12 protein-coding genes are annotated in these 18,985 nt (G+C 40.9%); all 12 read left to right on the top strand.

The annotated features are described in order from the left end of the window. Positions 1-24 precede the first annotated feature (24 nt). The 12 genes from IGI38_RS11175 (at position 25) to IGI38_RS11120 (ending at position 18,932) form a co-directional block, all read left to right on the top strand. A complete protein-coding gene (locus tag IGI38_RS11175) occupies positions 25-765 on the top strand; it encodes a hypothetical protein (protein WP_438729934.1) in 741 nt (246 codons plus the stop codon). Positions 766-787: 22 nt separating this feature from the next. Continuing rightward, positions 788-1,891, top strand: a complete 1,104-nt coding sequence (locus IGI38_RS11170) for a hypothetical protein (protein ID WP_438729932.1) — start codon at positions 788-790, stop codon at positions 1,889-1,891. A 128-nt stretch (positions 1,892-2,019) separates the two neighbouring features. After that, positions 2,020-2,814, top strand: coding sequence for a helix-turn-helix domain-containing protein (locus IGI38_RS11165; protein WP_438729929.1), 795 nt, complete (start codon positions 2,020-2,022; stop codon positions 2,812-2,814). Positions 2,815-3,030: 216 nt separating this feature from the next. Next, positions 3,031-6,039: a 5'-nucleotidase C-terminal domain-containing protein gene (locus tag IGI38_RS11160; RefSeq protein ID WP_438729926.1), complete on the top strand. Its 3,009-nt coding sequence runs from the start codon at positions 3,031-3,033 to the stop codon at positions 6,037-6,039. 1,115 nt (positions 6,040-7,154) lie between these two features. Continuing rightward, positions 7,155-7,451 (top strand): WXG100 family type VII secretion target, encoded by a 297-nt coding sequence (locus IGI38_RS11155; protein ID WP_438729923.1) that lies wholly within the window; start codon positions 7,155-7,157, stop codon positions 7,449-7,451. 59 nt (positions 7,452-7,510) lie between these two features. Further along, positions 7,511-10,885, top strand: coding sequence for a type VII secretion protein EsaA (esaA, locus tag IGI38_RS11150; protein ID WP_438729921.1), 3,375 nt, complete (start codon positions 7,511-7,513; stop codon positions 10,883-10,885). After that, on the top strand, positions 10,878-11,360 hold the full coding sequence (essA, locus tag IGI38_RS11145; RefSeq protein ID WP_438729918.1) for a type VII secretion protein EssA: 483 nt from the start codon (positions 10,878-10,880) through the stop codon (positions 11,358-11,360). Before esaA ends, essA begins: the two co-directional genes overlap by 8 nt. A 12-nt stretch (positions 11,361-11,372) precedes the next feature. Continuing rightward, positions 11,373-11,645 carry an EsaB/YukD family protein gene (locus IGI38_RS11140; protein ID WP_438729915.1) on the top strand — a complete coding sequence of 91 codons (273 nt, stop codon included), beginning with the start codon at positions 11,373-11,375 and terminating at the stop codon, positions 11,643-11,645. Beyond that, positions 11,632-12,801, top strand: a complete 1,170-nt coding sequence (essB, locus tag IGI38_RS11135; protein ID WP_438729912.1) for a type VII secretion protein EssB — start codon at positions 11,632-11,634, stop codon at positions 12,799-12,801. The genes IGI38_RS11140 and essB overlap by 14 nt, the downstream gene beginning before the upstream one ends. Then, a complete protein-coding gene (gene essC, locus IGI38_RS11130; RefSeq protein WP_438729909.1) occupies positions 12,782-17,239 on the top strand; it encodes a type VII secretion protein EssC in 4,458 nt (1,485 codons plus the stop codon). Before essB ends, essC begins: the two co-directional genes overlap by 20 nt. Before the next feature lie 60 nt (positions 17,240-17,299). Next, positions 17,300-17,779 (top strand): hypothetical protein, encoded by a 480-nt coding sequence (locus tag IGI38_RS11125; RefSeq protein WP_438729906.1) that lies wholly within the window; start codon positions 17,300-17,302, stop codon positions 17,777-17,779. A 46-nt stretch (positions 17,780-17,825) separates the two neighbouring features. After that, positions 17,826-18,932, top strand: coding sequence for a DUF4352 domain-containing protein (locus IGI38_RS11120; protein ID WP_438729903.1), 1,107 nt, complete (start codon positions 17,826-17,828; stop codon positions 18,930-18,932). The last annotated feature ends 53 nt before the right edge of the window (positions 18,933-18,985 follow it).

Here is an 18,985-nt window from a genome sequence, read left to right as displayed (position 1 = left end):
TATAGAAAAGGGGATACACACATTTTGATCATAAATTGGATTAGCGTCGCGCTGGTCATTTTGATACTTATTGTTTGGTTTCGGCGAATGATCATTAAGGTGCAATTACAGCGGCTCAACGTACCGCCGAATACACCGTTGTCGTTTCAACGAAAGCTGGAGTACGTCAAACAAGCAGAACAAGAGAAACATGTCTCTGCCTTATTATTCTTGACAGTCTTCTTGGCGTTGGGCTTACTGTTGACCACCTATGGATTGTTTCAAATGGAGGATCAGCTGCATGTGGTCACGGAACGAACGAATCAGTTAAAAGACGAGCTGTACACGCTGAAAAAAGAACAGAAACAAATTATTAATAAGCTGCCCATCAAAGCCTATCCTAAAAAGGGCATCGGTTTGAAGGACTATCCGTGGGATGAACTATTTTCAGATGAAAACCGAGAGAAACAATACGAGATCGAAAGTGATCTATCCACGAAGGTCAGCCCTTACTTTGGGTTATCGACGACATTGATCGTGTTGGATATTCCGACGCAGACCTTGAATATTGCGTTGGCGGGGGATTCCGGCAGTGAGGACAATCGCCAACAGATCAAGGAGAATGTTAAAGCCTTTGCGAAAGAGGCGAAGGACATCTCGAAATTAACGCAGATCACGTTCCAAATGAATCTAATGAACGATAAAGAGAAGAAAAAGACGTATAGTTGTACATTTTCTCGGGAGAAAGCTGACGAAGAATTTTCATTGATCCAAGAAGAAGAGTAAAGAAAGAGGAGAGGGAGTTACTATGAACGCACAACAAAAGAAAAATGGCTGGTTTTTCAATAAAAACATTATTGATGAGATCAATTCGGTCCCGGAAGAAGAGATCATGATCGAAGAACGGCCGAGCAGTCCGACAGAAATTCCAGCAAAAAAACAAACTGAAGAGCTCACAGAACTAAAACAGCAGCTTTCTGAAAAGGAAGCACTGATCGAGCAAGTCAAGAGAGACAATGCCTTAGAAAAACAGCGTTTAACGAAAGAGAATGATAAATACAAACAAGCACTATTACGAACGGGAGAAGAGAAAGCGGAGAATCGTCGCCAAATCCAAGATTTGGAATCGGAGAATCGGCGCAACCGCCAAGAAATCCAGCATCTGAAGGACAATAAAGAGACTGGTTACCTAAAAGAGCAGCTTGATCAGGCCGAAGAAGAGGTTTCGACCCTAAAAGCTTCCTTAGAGAATTATCAAACACTGGAAACAGAGCTGCAGGAAGCGCAGCAGCAAATTCGCGAATTTACGTTGAACCAAAAGGATGAAGCGTATGAACATCATGAAACCCTCCAAAAATTCGAACGACAAATGGAAAGCGTTATGAATGAGCTGCATGAAAAAGAAGACTTGAATGCTCAATTGGATCAATTGATCGTGGACAAGGATCAGCTGATTCTGGAGAAAGAGGACCTTGTTCAACAAGTGATCGAAGAACAGAAGCATCAAGATTCTGTGGTTGAAAGTGAGTTCATTTCGCAATTGCAGCTTCAAATCACCCATCTTCAAGAAGAAAATGAGCAGCTCAAACAGGAAGCAGTTCATTCTCAACATGAAATCGGTGAAGTCTTGATCTCTGCTCGCCGTCAAGCAAACCGAATGGTGGAGAAAGCGAAATTGGATGCGCAGCGGATTGTAAAAGATTCTGAAGCAGAATTACAGACGATCCATGATCGGGCGAAGGAAATCTCTTGTGAAGTGGACGAATCTCGTCAAACGATCATGAGTATCTATGAAGAACTGAAAAGCCGTGTGGATCAATTGGCCCAAAGCAATGTCCCGAATTTAGAGGAGATCAAAGAACGTTACGAATATCCAAAGGTGTCGGTTTTATCACGAAAAGATCATCAATAAACGACGATAGAGAACGCGGCGGTCAGACGACTTCGTCTTACTTCCTTGTTCTCGACCACGTACATAGTGCTTTTCGTAAATCGGATGAATCGTTATTAGTAGGGTTTATATAAAAAGGGGAGATTATCATGAATCAAGTCTTGATTCTGACCAAGAATATTTTAGCCGAGCAGGAAATTCAACAAAAATTGCAATCATTGAACTATGAAGTCTATTGTTCTGTCAGGATGTTTGAAAACAGCAGCCAGCAATTAGAAAGCTTGGAATTTTTTAAATTTTTTCAATATGTCATTTTAAGTGAAACGATTTGCGAGTCGGAAGTAATGACCATCGTTCCGTTGTTAAAGCATCATTCCATTCGTATTATTCGAAAGGTCGAGGCGAAAGTAACGGAAATGGATCATCAATACCTAGAGCAAGAACTGTTGAATGCGATCATCTCGAATGAAGACTCCGTCGATGAATTAAGGGAATGTTTGTATGTTTTGAAGCATCAGCTGAATGAAAAAGAGCCTTCGTATGAAAATAGGAAATACGTCCAATTGTCTGATAAAGTATCCCTGATTCGTCCGAATATCTTGCAAAAGGATCTGCCTTCACCAGAGGAGAATTATCAGTTCTTGGAAGTCCTGCATCATCTGTCACAGACGGAAACTAAGATTCTCTTCATTTTACTTCAAGCGGGCAATAAAGTGGTGACACGAGAAACGATCTGTCATCAGATCTGGAATGAAGACGTGAATAAATCTCATTTGGCGTCACTTTCCAGCACAGTCACTCGGATCAAGACCAAGTTTGAAAATACGAATTTGAAGAATAAAGCCGTCCAAACCTTGTGGGGAAAAGGATATCGGATCAATCCAGAGCTGTTGGATCGTATTGAGAACAATGATACGCTTCATACTCTTGTCTCGAATGGGTAAGGAATAAACGAGCATAGATTAGAAAAAGAATCGGCCAATAATGGTGCTGATTCTTTTTTTATCCTCTAAATTACAAATAGGCAAAACTGTGGAACTGCACTGTTCCATTTTTTCGTAAGATAAGAAAATAAAAAGAATGTTTGAATAAAATTTGAATTTTTAATGAAGAACTGATAATATTTCTCCTGTAAGCGCTTAAAATAAGGAGATGATAATTTGAAGAAGTCGGGTTTATTAAAAAGCACCATTACGTTATTCACTGTTCTTGGGTTCACCTTACCATCAGGATTCGCAGCGGCAGAAACGCTTGTCAGCGAGACAAATAGTACAATAAGTCATCAAACGGCTAGCACAATAAACAGCACAACTGCTAGTGAGAACAGCAGCCAGACGAAGGAAACAGCGCCAGCGGGTGACGCAGCAACAGAAAGCAGCCCAAAGGCAGAAAAAGCTCCGAAAAGTTCAACTACGGTACCAATTCAAATGTTGGGAATCAATGATTTTCATGGGGCATTGAGTACGACTGGAAGCTATTATGATGCTGAAGGAAACAAAACATCAAATGCGGGGACAGCCGCATTATTAGCGAGTTATTTTAATCAAGCACAAAATAAGTTTGAACGAGATAACAGTGATGGGAAAAGTCTGCGCGTCCAATCTGGCGATATGGTTGGCGCAAGTCCAGCGAATTCAGGCTTGTTACAAGATCAGCCGACGATGCGCATTTTGAATCAAATGAAATTTGATGTTGGAACGTTAGGGAATCATGAATTTGACGAAGGTCTAGGGGAGTTTAATCGAATTCTGACTGGAACAAGTCCTGATCCAGCTTCAGGATTCTATGACATTGTTAAGGACTATAATAAGGACTATACTCAGGAGCAATTAAAAGGCGGATTTGATTTAGTTATTGCGAATGTCCGTGAGAAAGGTACGGATACGATTCCTTATGGTTGGAAACCGTATGAGATAAAAAATGTTGGCACTGACTCTGATCCAATAAAAATTGGCTTTATCGGAGTCGTTACTACAGAGATCCCCAACTTGGTTTTGGCGGAATACCATAAGGATTACACCTTTACCGATCCTGCAGAGGAAATTGCAAAATATTCTAAAGAGTTAGTTGAGCAAGACGTTAACGCGATTGTAGTACTGGGACACACCCCATCTATTCAAGCTGGTGAAGGCGTTAGCGGCGAATCGGCGGATATTATGAACAAGGTCAATCAATTAGAGCCCAATAACAGTGTGGACGCCTTTTTTGCGGGGCACAATCATGTGTACACAAATGGGGTAGTAGGAAATACGCGAATTGTTCAATCGACTTCTCAAGGGAAAGGCTATATCGATCTGCAAGGAGAATATGATACAACAACGAATGACTTTGTATCGACGCCTAAAGCAACTGTGAGTGCGGTAAATCCAGATGGCGGTCCTGTACCGGATGCAGATGTTCAAGCTATCGTGACAGACGCAGACAATCGTGTAAAAGAAGTAACTGAAGAAAAAATTGGAACAGCTGAAAAGGCTGGAGACATCACACGGGATGTCAACGAGATGAATGAATCGGCTGTGGGAAATCTTGTGACCGATGCACAAGTCTATATGGCGAAGAAAAATGGCGAAGACGTTGATTTTGCTATGACAAATAACGGCGGGATTCGCGCTGATTTGAAGGTAAACCCTGATTATTCGATCACTTGGGGTGCGGCGCAAGCAGTTCAACCATTCGGTAATATCATGCAAATCGTTGAGATGACTGGGCAGCAGATTGAAAATGTTTTGAATCAGCAAGCCGGCAGTTATTTTCTGCAAGTCTCAGGACTAAAATATACAGTGGAGAAAAATCCTGATGCATCAGCAAAAAATACCTATATTGTCAAAGAATTGAAAAAGTCGGATGGCACAGCGATCAATGCCGCGGAAACGTATAAGCTGATCATTAATGATTTCTTATATGGTGGAGGCGATGGTTTCTCTGAGTTTACTCAAGCAGATTTAAAAGGTGCAATGGACCCAGATACCGAAACATTTATCGGCTACATTAAAGATCTAGAAGCCAACGGTAAGAAAGTCTCAGCATCGATTGAAGGACGCAGGACTTTAGCAGATCCAGCGGCAGAAGAAACTGAAAAAATAAAAACTGAAACTGTCTTAAACGATTACCGTGAAGGAGATAAAAACGTGACCGGGAAAACTATCCCTAACGGTAAAGTAACGATTACTCCAACGAAGGCGCGCGCATTGGCACAAGGAACGGCTGATAAAGATGGGAATATCACTATTGCTGTTGATCAATTAGGGTTGAAAGAAAACCAAGAAATCACGGTAAGTATTGAAGGCGAAAATGGCGGTAAAGCGGAATTTTCAATAAAAGTTCAAGCGAAGGAAGATAGCAGTACGACATCAAGTTCATCAACAGAACCAACCACGAGTACGACGATATCGGGCGATCCAAGTGTAGAAGAAGCGAACCTGATTAAAGCAAAAACAAAGTTAGCTGAACTTTTTGAAGGGGATAAGTACTTGACAGGGGTTACGATTCCAAACGCGATCATTGAAGTTGCTGTTGCAGAAACTGCTGCTGAAGCAGCTCCACAAGCAAAAATCGCAGAACAGGCGAATGCACCGTTGACATCTGATACTGATGGGAACTTTAAAATTGATGTACAAAATATGAATTTGAAGGCTGGTCAGGATGTTGTTGTCAATGTGACAGGTCCGAATGGCGGAAAAGGGCATTTCTGGGTAAGAGTTTCAGCCAAACCGGGAACGAATCCTACTGCTGATGCAGAAACTGAGCGGATCAAAAAAGAAACAAAACTCGCGAACATTTACGAAGGTGATGCACAATTGACTGGTAAAACGATCGCTGAGGCAACCATTGATGTTACAGTAGCTGAAAGCGAAAAATTCGCATTAGGCAAATCTGATGAAAAAGGGAATATAATCCTTGATGTGAAAGAATTAGCCTTGAAGAAAGATCAAAAGGTTACGATCACGATCACGGGCCCAAGTGGAGGCAGAGTGGTCTTCGAGAAGACTGTTCTCGGCAAGATCGTTGCATCAAATACGAACACACAAACGACCAGCAATGTTGGCTGGATCGATAGTACCATTGGAAAAATTTATCCGAAAACTGGTGAAGGCAAACAACCAATCTTTGTAGTATTAGGAATGGTTGCATTAAGTGCTAGCGGATTGATTTACTTTAAGAAAAGATAACTAATCGTAAGATTGCCGAGTCCGATCGTGGGCTCGGCTTTTTTTGTTGCCCTCTACTATAAAAACTGGATCGTTGACCAATAAATGTCTAGAACAGGTCCTTCTGGTTAACTTTTTTTTGAATGGTGCAATTGTATTGACAGATATTTTTTTAGATATGAACGCTCAAATAAATGAAAAGAATGCATTTGAGTTTAATATTAAATTCGATAAAAAAACATTTGAAGAATAAGTTATTATTTTTTTATTAAATAATATTTATAAGTAAATTTATTGTTTTTATATCTGTAATAGCTATTTTTTCCAACTATAATAACTTATATTGATACTTTATAAGAGTTGGTGTAAAATAATAGTTGTTAAAAATAACCAATGTTTCAAGGGAGAATCATTGAATGTCAGAAGCAATTACAGTAACGGCAAGGAGATGTGTTCTGGACATACTTGGAACAGGATAGTCAACGAAAGGATAATAAAAGAATTTGAAGAACTGTTGAAGAAACCTACGGATATAGCGGTAAAACGTGACCGTCAGAACATGGGTTAACTTGTATGAAATGAAACAAAAATAGTCTTCAATTTTAAGCATATGTTCCTGATAAGGATATTCTTTGAGACACACATATTTCTGTAATGTGTATCACGATTAAGAAAAACTAAAATAAGATCTCTTAGTGATACTTGATTCTGAGTCAATCTAGAAAAAATAAGAATTTGATTTATTATTCTCTAAAGCAATCGAAGGAAATAACCTTTAAGGGTCTAAAATCGACCGTTCTGGGTTTCAGGTGATTTAAATTGTGATTTTGTGTTTTAATTAGTATTAAAATAGGTTAATTATAGTTAGGAATATAATTATTCTGCTTTCAATCAACTTGGAATGTGGCAAGAATCAACAATTTCTACTTTGTTTTTAACTGAAATAGAAAATTTCTATGTAGTCCCTATGCTAGCTATTCTCAGCGATGAATAGTCTTCATTGGACAATCAATTGATGAATACTAAACGTTTTTAGCAACTTGTATTGTAAGTAAAAGAATAGTAATTACTCACATAAAAAGAAGTGCTGCAAACGATGGTGTTAAAATAATTTATTTTCAAGGAGGAGTCATAAAATGTCAGGAGCAATTACAGTCACACCCGAGCAGCTGAAATCACAAGCGAAGGTGTATCAACAAGCATCCGCACAAATCGAGGATGCGATTCGAAAGGTCAACTCAATGAATCAAACGATCTCTCAGCAATGGCAGGGGGAAGCGTTTCGGGCGTATTTGGAACAATACAGCCAGTTGGAAGGCAACGTGAAACAAATGGAAGAACTGTTAGAAAGTATTCACGGACAGTTGAACAAATATGCGGATACTGTGGCAGAGCGTGACCGTCAAGATGCTGGTTCATTTGGATTAAATTAAACAAAAGCGGAAAACGTCAGCACAGAAAGCCGTGCTGACGTTTTTTTGAGGAGAAGAATATGAAAAAGAAAATAAATAATACATTCTCTTTAATCGCCATAACGATTGGCGGGATAGCATTAGTTGCGCTGTTGCTGTTTTTTGCCCTAAAGGATGACAATCTTAGAAAAGCGGCTGAGGATCAGACCTCGCAAGTAACTTATGCGCTAGTAAATGAGGATAAGGGTGCGAAGTTTGAAAATAAACAATACATATTAGGCAGAGATTTTGTGACCTTAATCAACAATGATTTGGAGCATAATTGGCAAACTACGACGAGAAGCGTCGCGGATTCGGGGATTTCTAACGGCCAGTTTGATGCGGTCATTTATATTCCACAAAATTTTTCTGAGCGATTGTTGGATTTGGAAAGCATTGCGCCGGATCAAGCTGTGGTGGATTACCAAGTGAGTGAAGGACAGAATGAATTAACGAATCAGGCGGTTCAAATAAAAGTGGACAACATCCTAAAAGAATTCAATCAACGAATCGTTCAAATGTATTTTTCCAGTATTGTCGGTAATCTTTCTGAAGCGCAGAGAAATGTAAACACCATCGTCAAAGGCGATAAGGAAACCCATACAGAATTGGCATCAAATATTCAGAGTCCGTTTAAGGAATTACCTGACGGTTTTTCCTCTGTGCTAGATGTCTCTAGTATTTTGGATGCTGACAATAAACGATTTATCGCGGAGCAAAAAAGTTTTGTTGATTCCGTGAATCAATTACTGGATTCGAATAATGAGGGATTGAACAGTTCTAGTGAATCCGTAGAAAAGAATAAAGAGACCGTAGATCAATTTACAGAAGATGTAAATAAAAAAATAGAAGAAGCAATCGAACAATTCAACGAACAGGTCGAGCTTCAAAAGAAACAACTAGCTTTGCAATGGGAAAACGATCTGACGAATTATCAAGGACAATTTGACGGATTGAATCACTCCCTGATGCAGCAGATGAACAACTTCTATCAAACGGATTCAAACTCTTCGAAGACCAGCGGTGTATTGGCTGATTTTTATGGACAGGCGGCTTATTTCAATGAAAACCAAGGAGAGCGTATAAAGGAAATAGAAAAGGAGATTGAAGAATTAGATAAACAGGTAAAGACTCTAGAAGTGCTGCGAAAAACAATCGCTGAAACTTATTATGGCAATGGAGAAAGAACACCTGACAACGCAACGCTTGAAAATACAAAGGAAGCCATTATTAAAATGGCAGATCTTTCTGCTAGTCAGAATTCGTCAAAATTGAAGACTCAATACCTGGAAGTATTGAATGACAAGATCAATTCATTGAATAGCGGAGAACTAGAGGCTTTACTGAATCTTCTCGTTAGTGAAGGAAAGATTACAACACCCCAAGCGGATCAATATAAACAGGAATTAAGGATCATCGAACGGTACGCGCTTGATTATGGCATTGCTTTCAGTTCGGAACCGAAATTTACTTATTTAACCAACAACGATATGCCACATATAAATCCAATTGAGATCGTTCAATCACGAACATTTGTCATTCAACCTAATGGTACAGCAACGCTTGAGTTAAATTCCGGTTCTAACGTAGAAATCAAGGATGCGGCAGTTCTTGCAGCACAGATTAAAGCAACACTTGATAGTCAATTGAGTGCGTATGACTATGAAGCTACCGTGACGCCGGCTTCTTCACAAAGTTTAACGATTACTACTGCATTGAAACCAGGTGGCACACCACCCACGAATTTACCGAAGCAAATTGGAGTGACCGTCCAACCAACGATTCAATGGACGTTGTCAGATATAGAATCGAAAGAGTCTTTCGTTAATCTGATTTATAACTGGCGCGTGAATGGTTCGGAACAAGCTTCGGGCTATTACGCAAGTTTTGTTGATAAAAAGAGTCCATTGATCAATGATTTACCCCACATTTTAGCGCAATTTGAAGCTTTAGGCGGGTGCGCACAGCAGATTATGACACTTTTTGCTGATCCAAGTCAGCAAGCAAGTGTAGCGAGTTATCTTGCAACAATCAACGCCCCGGCGAATGTTGGGTTGAAATTAGAAGAGTTTGCGACTAGCGAATCAATTTATCATTCATATGACAATATCACAGATGAAGCGAAAAAGACGTTGATTCAAGATTCTTTGGTAAAAGAATACCGAGCAACCGGCGATGAGCTTTATCGCCAAACAGAAGCTCAAATCAATGCTCTGCTTCAGACGATTGGAACAGAATCGAATGCGGAAAATGAAAAAAATACGCTATACAGCACGCTGCATCATATGATGACGCCGGGGATGTTAAATGATGAAGCTGAAAAACTCAATCAATGGTTTAAGCAAGCAAATGAACAAATCGCAACAACCTATGGCAGCTGGACAGAGGCCGACAAGGTTCAAACCGAATCAATCATCAATGATGAGAACCCTCATCCGGAGTCCGGCGATACGAAACCGATCGCGGAATCGACGGCAGCCATCGTAGATTCAATGAAACAATTGATCGAAACAGCGAAGCAATCTGCTGATTCCACGAGTAAATCGGCGGCTGAAGTCGAAGATGTGGGGTCAAAAATTGAAGATTTAACGAAAACGACAAAAGAGGTTCATGGCAACGCGGATAAGGTGTTGAGCAACTTGGACAAAGTCGTGAAAGATGCAAATGAAAAAGATACGACCAATGATAGCTACAGCAAAAATTTTGATAAAGTCCTTGCGAATACACGCCAGGGTGGAGCAGACAATCAGAAGGTCTTTAACTTCTTAGCTAGTCCAATGAATACGTTAGGCGAATTTGGTGAAAACCGCACGATCTCAGTCGTTCCTTATTATCTAACATTCATTGGAACCTTGGTTGCGATTTTTATCGGCTATGGTCTTTCATCTAGTTTGTTTGAACGACAGCTGCGGAAGCACGACTTCTTTGTTACGCAAAGTCGTATTTGGAGAAATACACCAAATGCGCTGCGAACATTAGTCATCAGCAGTATCATTGCTGGTTTTGTCAGTGGGCTGACGACATCAATGGTTACCGTAAAGTCAACAGGTGGCTGGGTCAGTTACACATTCCTAGTTTTCTTGATGTGTCTATTGTTCGCTACAGCATTGGCACGGCAGTTTAGAAGGTCAAGTCTGTTCGTAGTTGGTGTCCTCTTTGGCTTTTACTTAATGATGACTCCGTTATTAGGAATGACGACGACTCCGGGAAGTATCGTCCGTTTTATATTTAGATTCTCACCTTTACAGAATATCGAGAATGGGTACAGCGCATTAATCAATGGCCTATCGATTGGATGGATGACGTATTTGATTTTGATTCTGCTTGTGCTGATTGCTCTAGGGTTGAACTTCTTAGTGAATGTACAAAAGGACACGATGGGTGAACCTTTAGGACAGGTGATCGATCATGAATAAGCGAAAAATTTTAGGCGTATTCACGCTTCTAATCGCCGCACTATTTTTTAGCGGAAAGGCCTCAGCCGAAAATGGGAAATTAACGATCAACAATCAGGTAATCTATGAGAAAAACAAAGAGAAAGAAGATTCGATCGAATACTTGATCGCACCGGATCTGTTTTTAGAAAATAAAACGGCTACTGATCAGCAAAATCTAGCAGCCCGTGAAAAAATCCCGCAGCAAGCGAAAGAGAAAGTGTTTGTGGCGAAACAATTGCCCCAAACAGGCCAAGATCAAAAAGCGTATGTTAAAAAATTATTTCTAGAAAACTATGAAGGAGCAGCCGCACATTCGAATCAAGGAACACAACAAGCAGGAGTTATCTCAAAGGGCTTGATTTATTTCCTTGCCGCAGCAGCGATTGTCGGCATGCTGGTTCTGGGGATTCTGCTGGGACGTAGATTCTCGACAGTTTTTGTTAGAAAAAATTAGGAGGCAACAATTTTGGAAGGTAAAACAGCAATCAACATTGGACTGCATTTTAATGAACGGGTGATTGATCTGCGTATCCCAAATCGGGTAACGCTGGAGCAACTGGTACCGTTGCTGCAAGAAGCGCTGGCGATCATGAATTTTACGTTGCCGGAGAGTTTTTCTTTAGAGTTGATCAATAAACCAATTAAGATCAATCAACAGCTGCCGCTAGCCAACTATCCAATCAGCGACGGCGATCAATTACTTGTAAGAACGGAGAAAGAAAATAATGGAACGAAATGATGGAACGACAACGATCGAACAAACGTTAACTCAAGAAGTATTAACTACACGGCTGACGGCGAATCAGTTTAAAGAAACAATGATTGAACACTATCAAACGATTCTTGAGCAAACGGATGATTGCTTAAAAGGGAAAATCGTTCAACATACGGAAGAAGAATTGGTGATTGATTATGAGATCCCAAAACTTGGAGAGCCAGTAGCGCAATTGGCTGAACGTTCGAATGAGTTGGAACGTTTGGAGTTGGCTCAAAAGCTGCGTTTTCTTTTGAAGCAGCACCAGCAATTGATCACTCCCTTTATGCATCCGCAAAATTTATTTGTTGTTGGGAATACGATTCGTTTAGGTCACCGAGGGCTATTAGAAATCGTTGCACCTTTTCAACCAACCGATGCAGATTTCTTTAAACAATACAAGGCGCTAATTTGCTTTATTCTGCAGCCGAAGCTTGATTTTGCAGGATTAGTAGATGGTTTAGGAGCCGTTAAGCATTCCTTAGTAGAAAAAATCTATCTTGCGACGACATCAGCAGAGATCGATCAGCATCTTTCAGAATCCATTACGATTCTGCGGGAAAGGAATCGGCGGGAAAAGAAACTAGTGAAGAAACAGCATTATCGGTTGTTTAAGTGGGGAAGCATCGGACTATTGGTCGTTGCCATCGGTTTAGGGATCGGTCTGTCCGTCTATGCGGGGCGGATTGTTCCCTTGCAAGAACGAGTGATCGAAGCGGAATCGAAATTCATCTTCAATGATTATTCTGGTGCAGCGACAGAATTGAAACAGGATGAAGCGGAAAAGCTGCCGACTTCAGCGCAGTATATTTTGGCGGTCAGCTATATTCAATTAGATAGTTTGACCAACGAACAGAAGGAAGCCGTTCTAAACACGATTTCTCAAAAATCTAGTGAGAATACGTTGCTTTTCTGGATTTATCTTGGTCGCGGCGACTTTGAAAAAGCATTAAGCCTAGCGAAGAATATCGGAGATAATCAATACGTTCTCCATGCGTATACCAAGCTATACGATGCAACTAAGGCCAACACACGGATGGATGGCGAGAAGAAACAGGAGCTGTTGAAGGAATACGAAGAACAAATCAACAATTATGTGAAATTACTAGGGGGACAAGCAAATGATGAGCAAGCTCAATAATCGGCCTTGTCCTTCAATTGACGATCAAATCGTAGAAAAAGAAGCGGTTCTTTTCGATGTGTTTCTTTTTGAGGATGTCTTTGATCATATTGAACTATCGGAGGGACAAACGGTTCTCTTTCATGGGACGGTAATCAATTGCGTGAATGGTGAACTCTTTATTGAAAATTCTGTAGAGCCTGAAAAAGAATTCCTTGTTTTGCCTCATGCCGAGCTGTCTGTATTTATGACGACGTTACCTAAAGAGAAATGGACGATCTCAAAGGCATGGGGCTCAGAAATATGTGTAGCAAGTGAAGCTATTGGCGTTCTTTCTATTAAAGAAGATAGGAAAGAACTGAATTTGATAGTGGAGGCAAATGGGGAGCAGGTCTACTGGAATGATCAACGAGTGGCGCAGCTGACAACAGAATTCGCTGTCGGTGATCGTGTCATTATCAGCGGTGTCATGATCGAGCGCCGGGAAAAGCAATTCAAGATCACGTGTTTGAAACAGAATGTCAAATTGGATTTTCGCAAAGTGATGCCGGAAGCCGTGAAAAATGAGTTTCCAGTCAGCTTTCCTGATTTTCGCCGCAGTCCGCGAATTCATTTAAAGCCGCCAAAAACAGAACAGACGGTGACACCTCCGAGTGCGAAAACAGCGGAAGGAAAAAGCGAAATTCTCCGTTCGATCGTTCCGCCTTTAGGAATGATCGTATTAAGCGGCGCGTCCAGCGTATTGAGTGGAGGAAATCCGATCATGATGCTCAGTATGGGGGGAGCGAGCTTACTAACTGCCGGGTTTTCAGTTTCCAGCTATTTTACCAATAAAAAGGAAACCAAACGAAAAAATGAATTACGTGATGAAACTTATCAGCGTTATATGATCCAGCAGAAAAAAGAACTAGAACAATTATCAGCCGAACAGCGGGAGGCTTTAGAATACCAGAATCCCGCGCTGGAAACCTTATCTCAGATGACGAAAGAATACCATCCGCGAATTTATGAACGGACGGCGATGAATGCCGATTTTCTTCAATTCCGTTTAGGGACTGGTGAAATTCCGACGAGCTTCAAAGTCGATTTTCGCAAAAACGAAAATGAAGCCGATCCTTTGGCTGATTTTGCGGAGGAGAAGGTCGTCTGGCCGCATCAAATGTTAAAGGATGCACCGATTACTACTACATTGCTTGATCAGACGATTGGTTTAGCGGGAATGCCAGACAATCTTCGCAACGCCGTTCAAACGATTCTTTTCCAAATCTCCGTTTTTCATTCGTATCGCGATGTTCAGTTTATCGCCTTATTAAATGAAGAAGATTATGCAGAAAAATGGCACGATTGGCGCTGGCTGCCGCATTTCCAATTACAGCAATTAAATTTACGGGGTATGATCCACAATGCGCAAAGTCGTGATATGGGGTTAAATTCCTTTTATCAACTGATTTCGAAACGCCGTCAGCAGCTCAAAGAATCTGAAAAGAATGAAAAAATTCAATTCTCTCCCCATTATGTGCTGACGATTTTAGATGAGAGCTGGTTATCCGGCCATGGGTTGAATGAATATTTGGCCGAAGACATGAGTCAATACGGAGTCACCGTTATTTGGGGCAAAGAAACAGCGAATATGCTGCCGGAAACAACGACGACCATGATCGAATACCAAAGCAGTGAAGCGGCGACTTTAGTCAATGAAAACCATGTGTATGTCAATCAATTATTCCGTCCCGTACATTTGCCAAAGGAATTTACTGTGACCGAAGCAATCCAACGGTTGGCGAATCTGAATCATGTGGAAGTAGAAAAAAATGCGATTCCGGAAGCGATCGATTTTCTTGGCATGTATGAAGTCAAACGAACCGAGGAGCTGCAGATCGCTCAGCGCTGGCAAAAGGCCAATACTTCGAAGTCATTAGCGGTGCCATTAGGGCTGCGTGGGAAAGATGATGTCGTTTCATTGAACCTACATGAGCGAGCGCATGGCCCTCATGGTCTGGTCGCTGGGACGACCGGTTCTGGTAAATCAGAAATCGTGCAGAGCTATATCTTATCGTTGGCAGTCAATTTCGCGCCAGAAGATGTCGGCTTTTTGCCGATCGATTTCAAGGGCGGCGGGATGGCGAATTTATTTGCTAAGCTGCCGCATCTTCTAGGTTCTATCACCAACTTGGATGGTGCCAGTTCTGCTCGTGCGCTGCAAAGTATTCGCGCGGAGCTGCAAAAACGGCAACGGAAGTTCGGTGAATTCGGCGTTAATCATATCAATGGCTATACCAAGCTTTATAAGCAAGGAAAAGAAATCACTGATCCGATTGAGAAGAAAAAATATCCAAGCGATCCATTGCCGCATCTATTCCTGATCAGCGATGAGTTCGCCGAATTAAAAGCCAACGAACCTGATTTTATGGCGGAATTGGTTTCCACTGCTCGGATTGGTCGATCATTAGGGGTTCATTTGATTTTGGCAACTCAAAAACCAAGCGGTGTCGTCGACGATCAAATCTGGTCCAACTCTCGTTTCAAACTAGCTTTGAAAGTTGCCGATCCTGCCGATTCCAATGAAATCATCAAAACACCGGATGCGGCAAGTATCACCCAACCCGGTCGCGCCTATTTGCAAGTCGGAAACAATGAAATTTACGAATTGTTCCAATCGGCCTGGAGTGGTGCCACCTACGATCCGAATGCGACCCATGAGGAAAAAATCGATGAACGGATCTGGTGGATCAATAATCTGGGTCAGTATGAATTACTGACTATGGATCTTTCTGAAGATGAGGTCGCAGTCGTTAAAACGGAAGAAGAGCAAACTCAGTTAGATGCAGTTGTCGAAGCCATCGCAAAATATGCAGATCATTCTAGAGCGGTTCTGCCGGATAAACCTTGGCTGCCCCCGTTAGAAGAAGTTCTCGATACGCCAGTGATTGCTTTAGCTGAATGGAAAAAGGAACGTCGCTTAGCCGTACCGTTAGGATTAATGGATATTCCGACACGTCAAGAGCAGGTCAATTTTGATTTTGATTTAGAAAGCTTCAGTCATACCGCGGTTTATGGCTCACCAGGATTTGGTAAATCGACCTTGCTGCAAACCTTGTTAATGAACTTAGCGCGGCAAAATAATCCTGAGCAAGTCCAATTCAACCTCTTTGATTTTGGAACAAATGGATTACTGCCATTAAAAGAGCTGCCGCACGTAGTGGACCATGTTCGCTTGGAGGAAGAAGAAAAGCTGTTGAAATTTTTAAAACGGATTCGAACAGAGATCCAGCGAAGAAAAGATGCTTTCACGGCTTATGGTGTTGCTAGTCTTTCACAATATGAGAAGAAAGCTGGTGTTTCCTTGCCTGTTATCATCACAGTCGTGGATGGCTTTGATGCGATCAAGGAATGCCCATTAGAGGAACCAATCGAATCTGTGCTGAATCAATTATTAAGAGAAGGTGCTAGTTTAGGGCTTTATGCTGTAATGGCTGTCTTACGAACCAATAGCTTCAAGATGAGCATGTCGAGTAATATTCCGTCTCATATTGGCTTGTTCCTAGTCGAAGATGGCGCGATCCGCGATGTCGTTGGTCGTGATGCGTTGATTCCGCAAGAAATTATCGGTCGGGCACAAATCAAATTAGAAATGCCGCAGGAGGTTCAAATCTATCTGCCAGCAAAAGGTGAAAATGACATTGATCGGTTGAACCATCTCGAAGCGGAAATTGTAGAAATCGATCACGCTTGGAAAGGCGAGCGGCCTACGAAGATTCCAATGTTGTCCAATGTTATCAGCTGGGAAGAATTCTATGGAAACAAGGATACGCAGTATATGCTGGATCAGCTGCAGCTGCCGATCGCTCTCGACAAAGAAACAACGGCAGTCATCGGATTCGATCCGCGGGAACACGGGTACTTTGTCATTGGAGACGACACACCGCAACAGACTGAGTCTATCGAGCGAGTCATCATGGAGAACTTCAAACGATTGGACGGACAAGCACAGCGAGTCATTTTTAATAGTGGGGATCGATTTGAAACCTATTCTGAAAGTGCAGATATGCTAGTTTCTGAAGGTGAGTACAGTACCTTCTCCAATGACTTGATCAGTGAAATCAGTGAACGCGAAGCCAGTGGAATACACGAGCCAATGTTCGTCTATATTCCAGATGTCCAAGCATTTAGTGATAAATCCTTTATCACTAGTGAGAACTTTAATCGCTATCTGAAAAAAGGACCAAAAGTCGGGATCTATTTCATCCTGCAAGGCAATCAAAAACAAATCGAAAACAGCTTTGATGATGTCAATAAAACCTTACGAGCCAATATTCCAGCCGGAATGGCAGGCACCCGCTTGGTCGATCAAAGCTTTGTCAATGTGAAAAGCAGCTACAACGAGCCAACCGTTGAGTTGGATGAAAGTCATTTCTTTGTAGGCAGAAATGCCTGTCGGGTGAAGTTGGTAAGTGAGTAAAAGACTTTGGAAGCTTCCAAAAAGTCAGACCACAATTTTACAAGAAAAGGGAGAGATACTTTGAAAAAAACACTGAAAGCAGCAAAACAAAAGATGAAAGATGATAGCAGACCATATAATACGTACAGCTATTATTTTGGTCTACCGATTATAGTTATTGTTCTAATTGCTGCATCTTTTTTTGGGATTGATTTTGGCAGGAGGATCGGGTCTATCATCTTTGTTTTTATTATATTTGCGCATAATGGCGCAAGTAAATTGAAATTAGTTTCTGGAAGAAAGCATGTGGCACCAATTTTATTTTACGCGTCAAACATAATTTCTCTGCTGCTGATTCCATTACTATTCTCTGATTTCACAGGCGGAGGAACAGGTGAAACATACTTTATGCTTATAGGGCTGATTTTAACGCCAATTCAACTATTAATGATTGTTTTCTTTTTCATTAGCGCTAATGACATCAAGAAAGCCTATCCTACCATGAAAGACGATGCAAAGACCGCTCGTGAAGATTATTTAAGGACTAAGAAAAGTATCTAAAACATAAGTGAATAACAATAAAATAAAAAAAGGATGTTTAAGAAAAATGAAAAAGTTTATGAAAGTGTTATTAGTGAGTAGTTTAGTGTTGATGGTCAGCGGCTGTTCAACCAAAGGAAAAGCTAAATCAGAAAAAAAGGAAGAATCTGCTCAATCTTCGCTAGTCGATTTAAGTGTCGAAGATGGAACTTATATTGTTCCGATGGATAAGACGACAGGTGATGACGTGAAGTATTTAAGTCTAAACGTCAAGGTAACCAATAAATCAGATAAGAAGCTGGAGGTTATGCCGGATGATTTTGCTTTATATGACGAGGATGGCAAGAAGACTTCCAACGAAGATATCTACAGTTCTGACGATCAGTTCAAATCAATGAGCTATGAATCATTATCAGAGGACAAGAGCTTAACCGAGCCGATCGTCTTTCAAGTAACAAAGGGGAAAAAATATGAGCTGCATTATAAACCAACGATCTTTGATCTTGATGATGCAGAAGATGAAAGTAAAGAAGCCGGTGTTGAATTAAAAATCGATCAAACAAAATATAAAGACGAAACAGAAGAAGTCGAAAAATTAACCAATCATTATATCCAAACGGTTTTCATGGGAGCAGAAGAGAATAAGGATGAAAAACTCGAATTAGGAAATGACTTAGCAAAAGAAAAACAAGAGTTTAAAGATTCAAGCATTAATTGCCTAAAAAGCGAGTTTGAATCTTATGAACCCTCAACTCCAGAATTAGAAAAAGTAATCACTGAAATGCAAAACGCGAATAAGAATAAAGGAAAAGTCACCTACACGTTTAACGAATTTTATCCAAACTTTGCGTCGATCTATGTAAGACCGGAAGTTGTCTTATTCGATAATGTCGATTCTGAAGCGATCGGTGAGCAATTCGTAAATGAAAATGAAGGTAAGTATGAAGAATACGATGATGCCCTTGATCGTGATTTAGAAAAATATCTTTTGCAAGAATTACCAGGAAAAATTAGTTCTTCTTCCATCAATACAGATCCAGACATGGATGGTGAAGGCTACAAAATTAATTTAGAGAAAAAAGATGGTAAATGGCAAGTTAAGTCCGAAAAGTCCAGCGAAAATTACAATTTTGCAAGCCTAACCCAGACATTTAGAGGCGGGTTGTACGAGTAAGGATTTGAGTAAATTGTATGAATGGTCAAACTAAGACCATTCATACAAATTAA

The organism is Enterococcus sp. AZ128 (assembly GCF_051714485.1).
In the GTDB taxonomy this organism is placed as follows: domain Bacteria; phylum Bacillota; class Bacilli; order Lactobacillales; family Enterococcaceae; genus Enterococcus_A.
The sequence above is the reverse complement of the archived record's forward strand: the minus strand, read 5'-3'. Positions and strand labels throughout refer to the sequence as shown.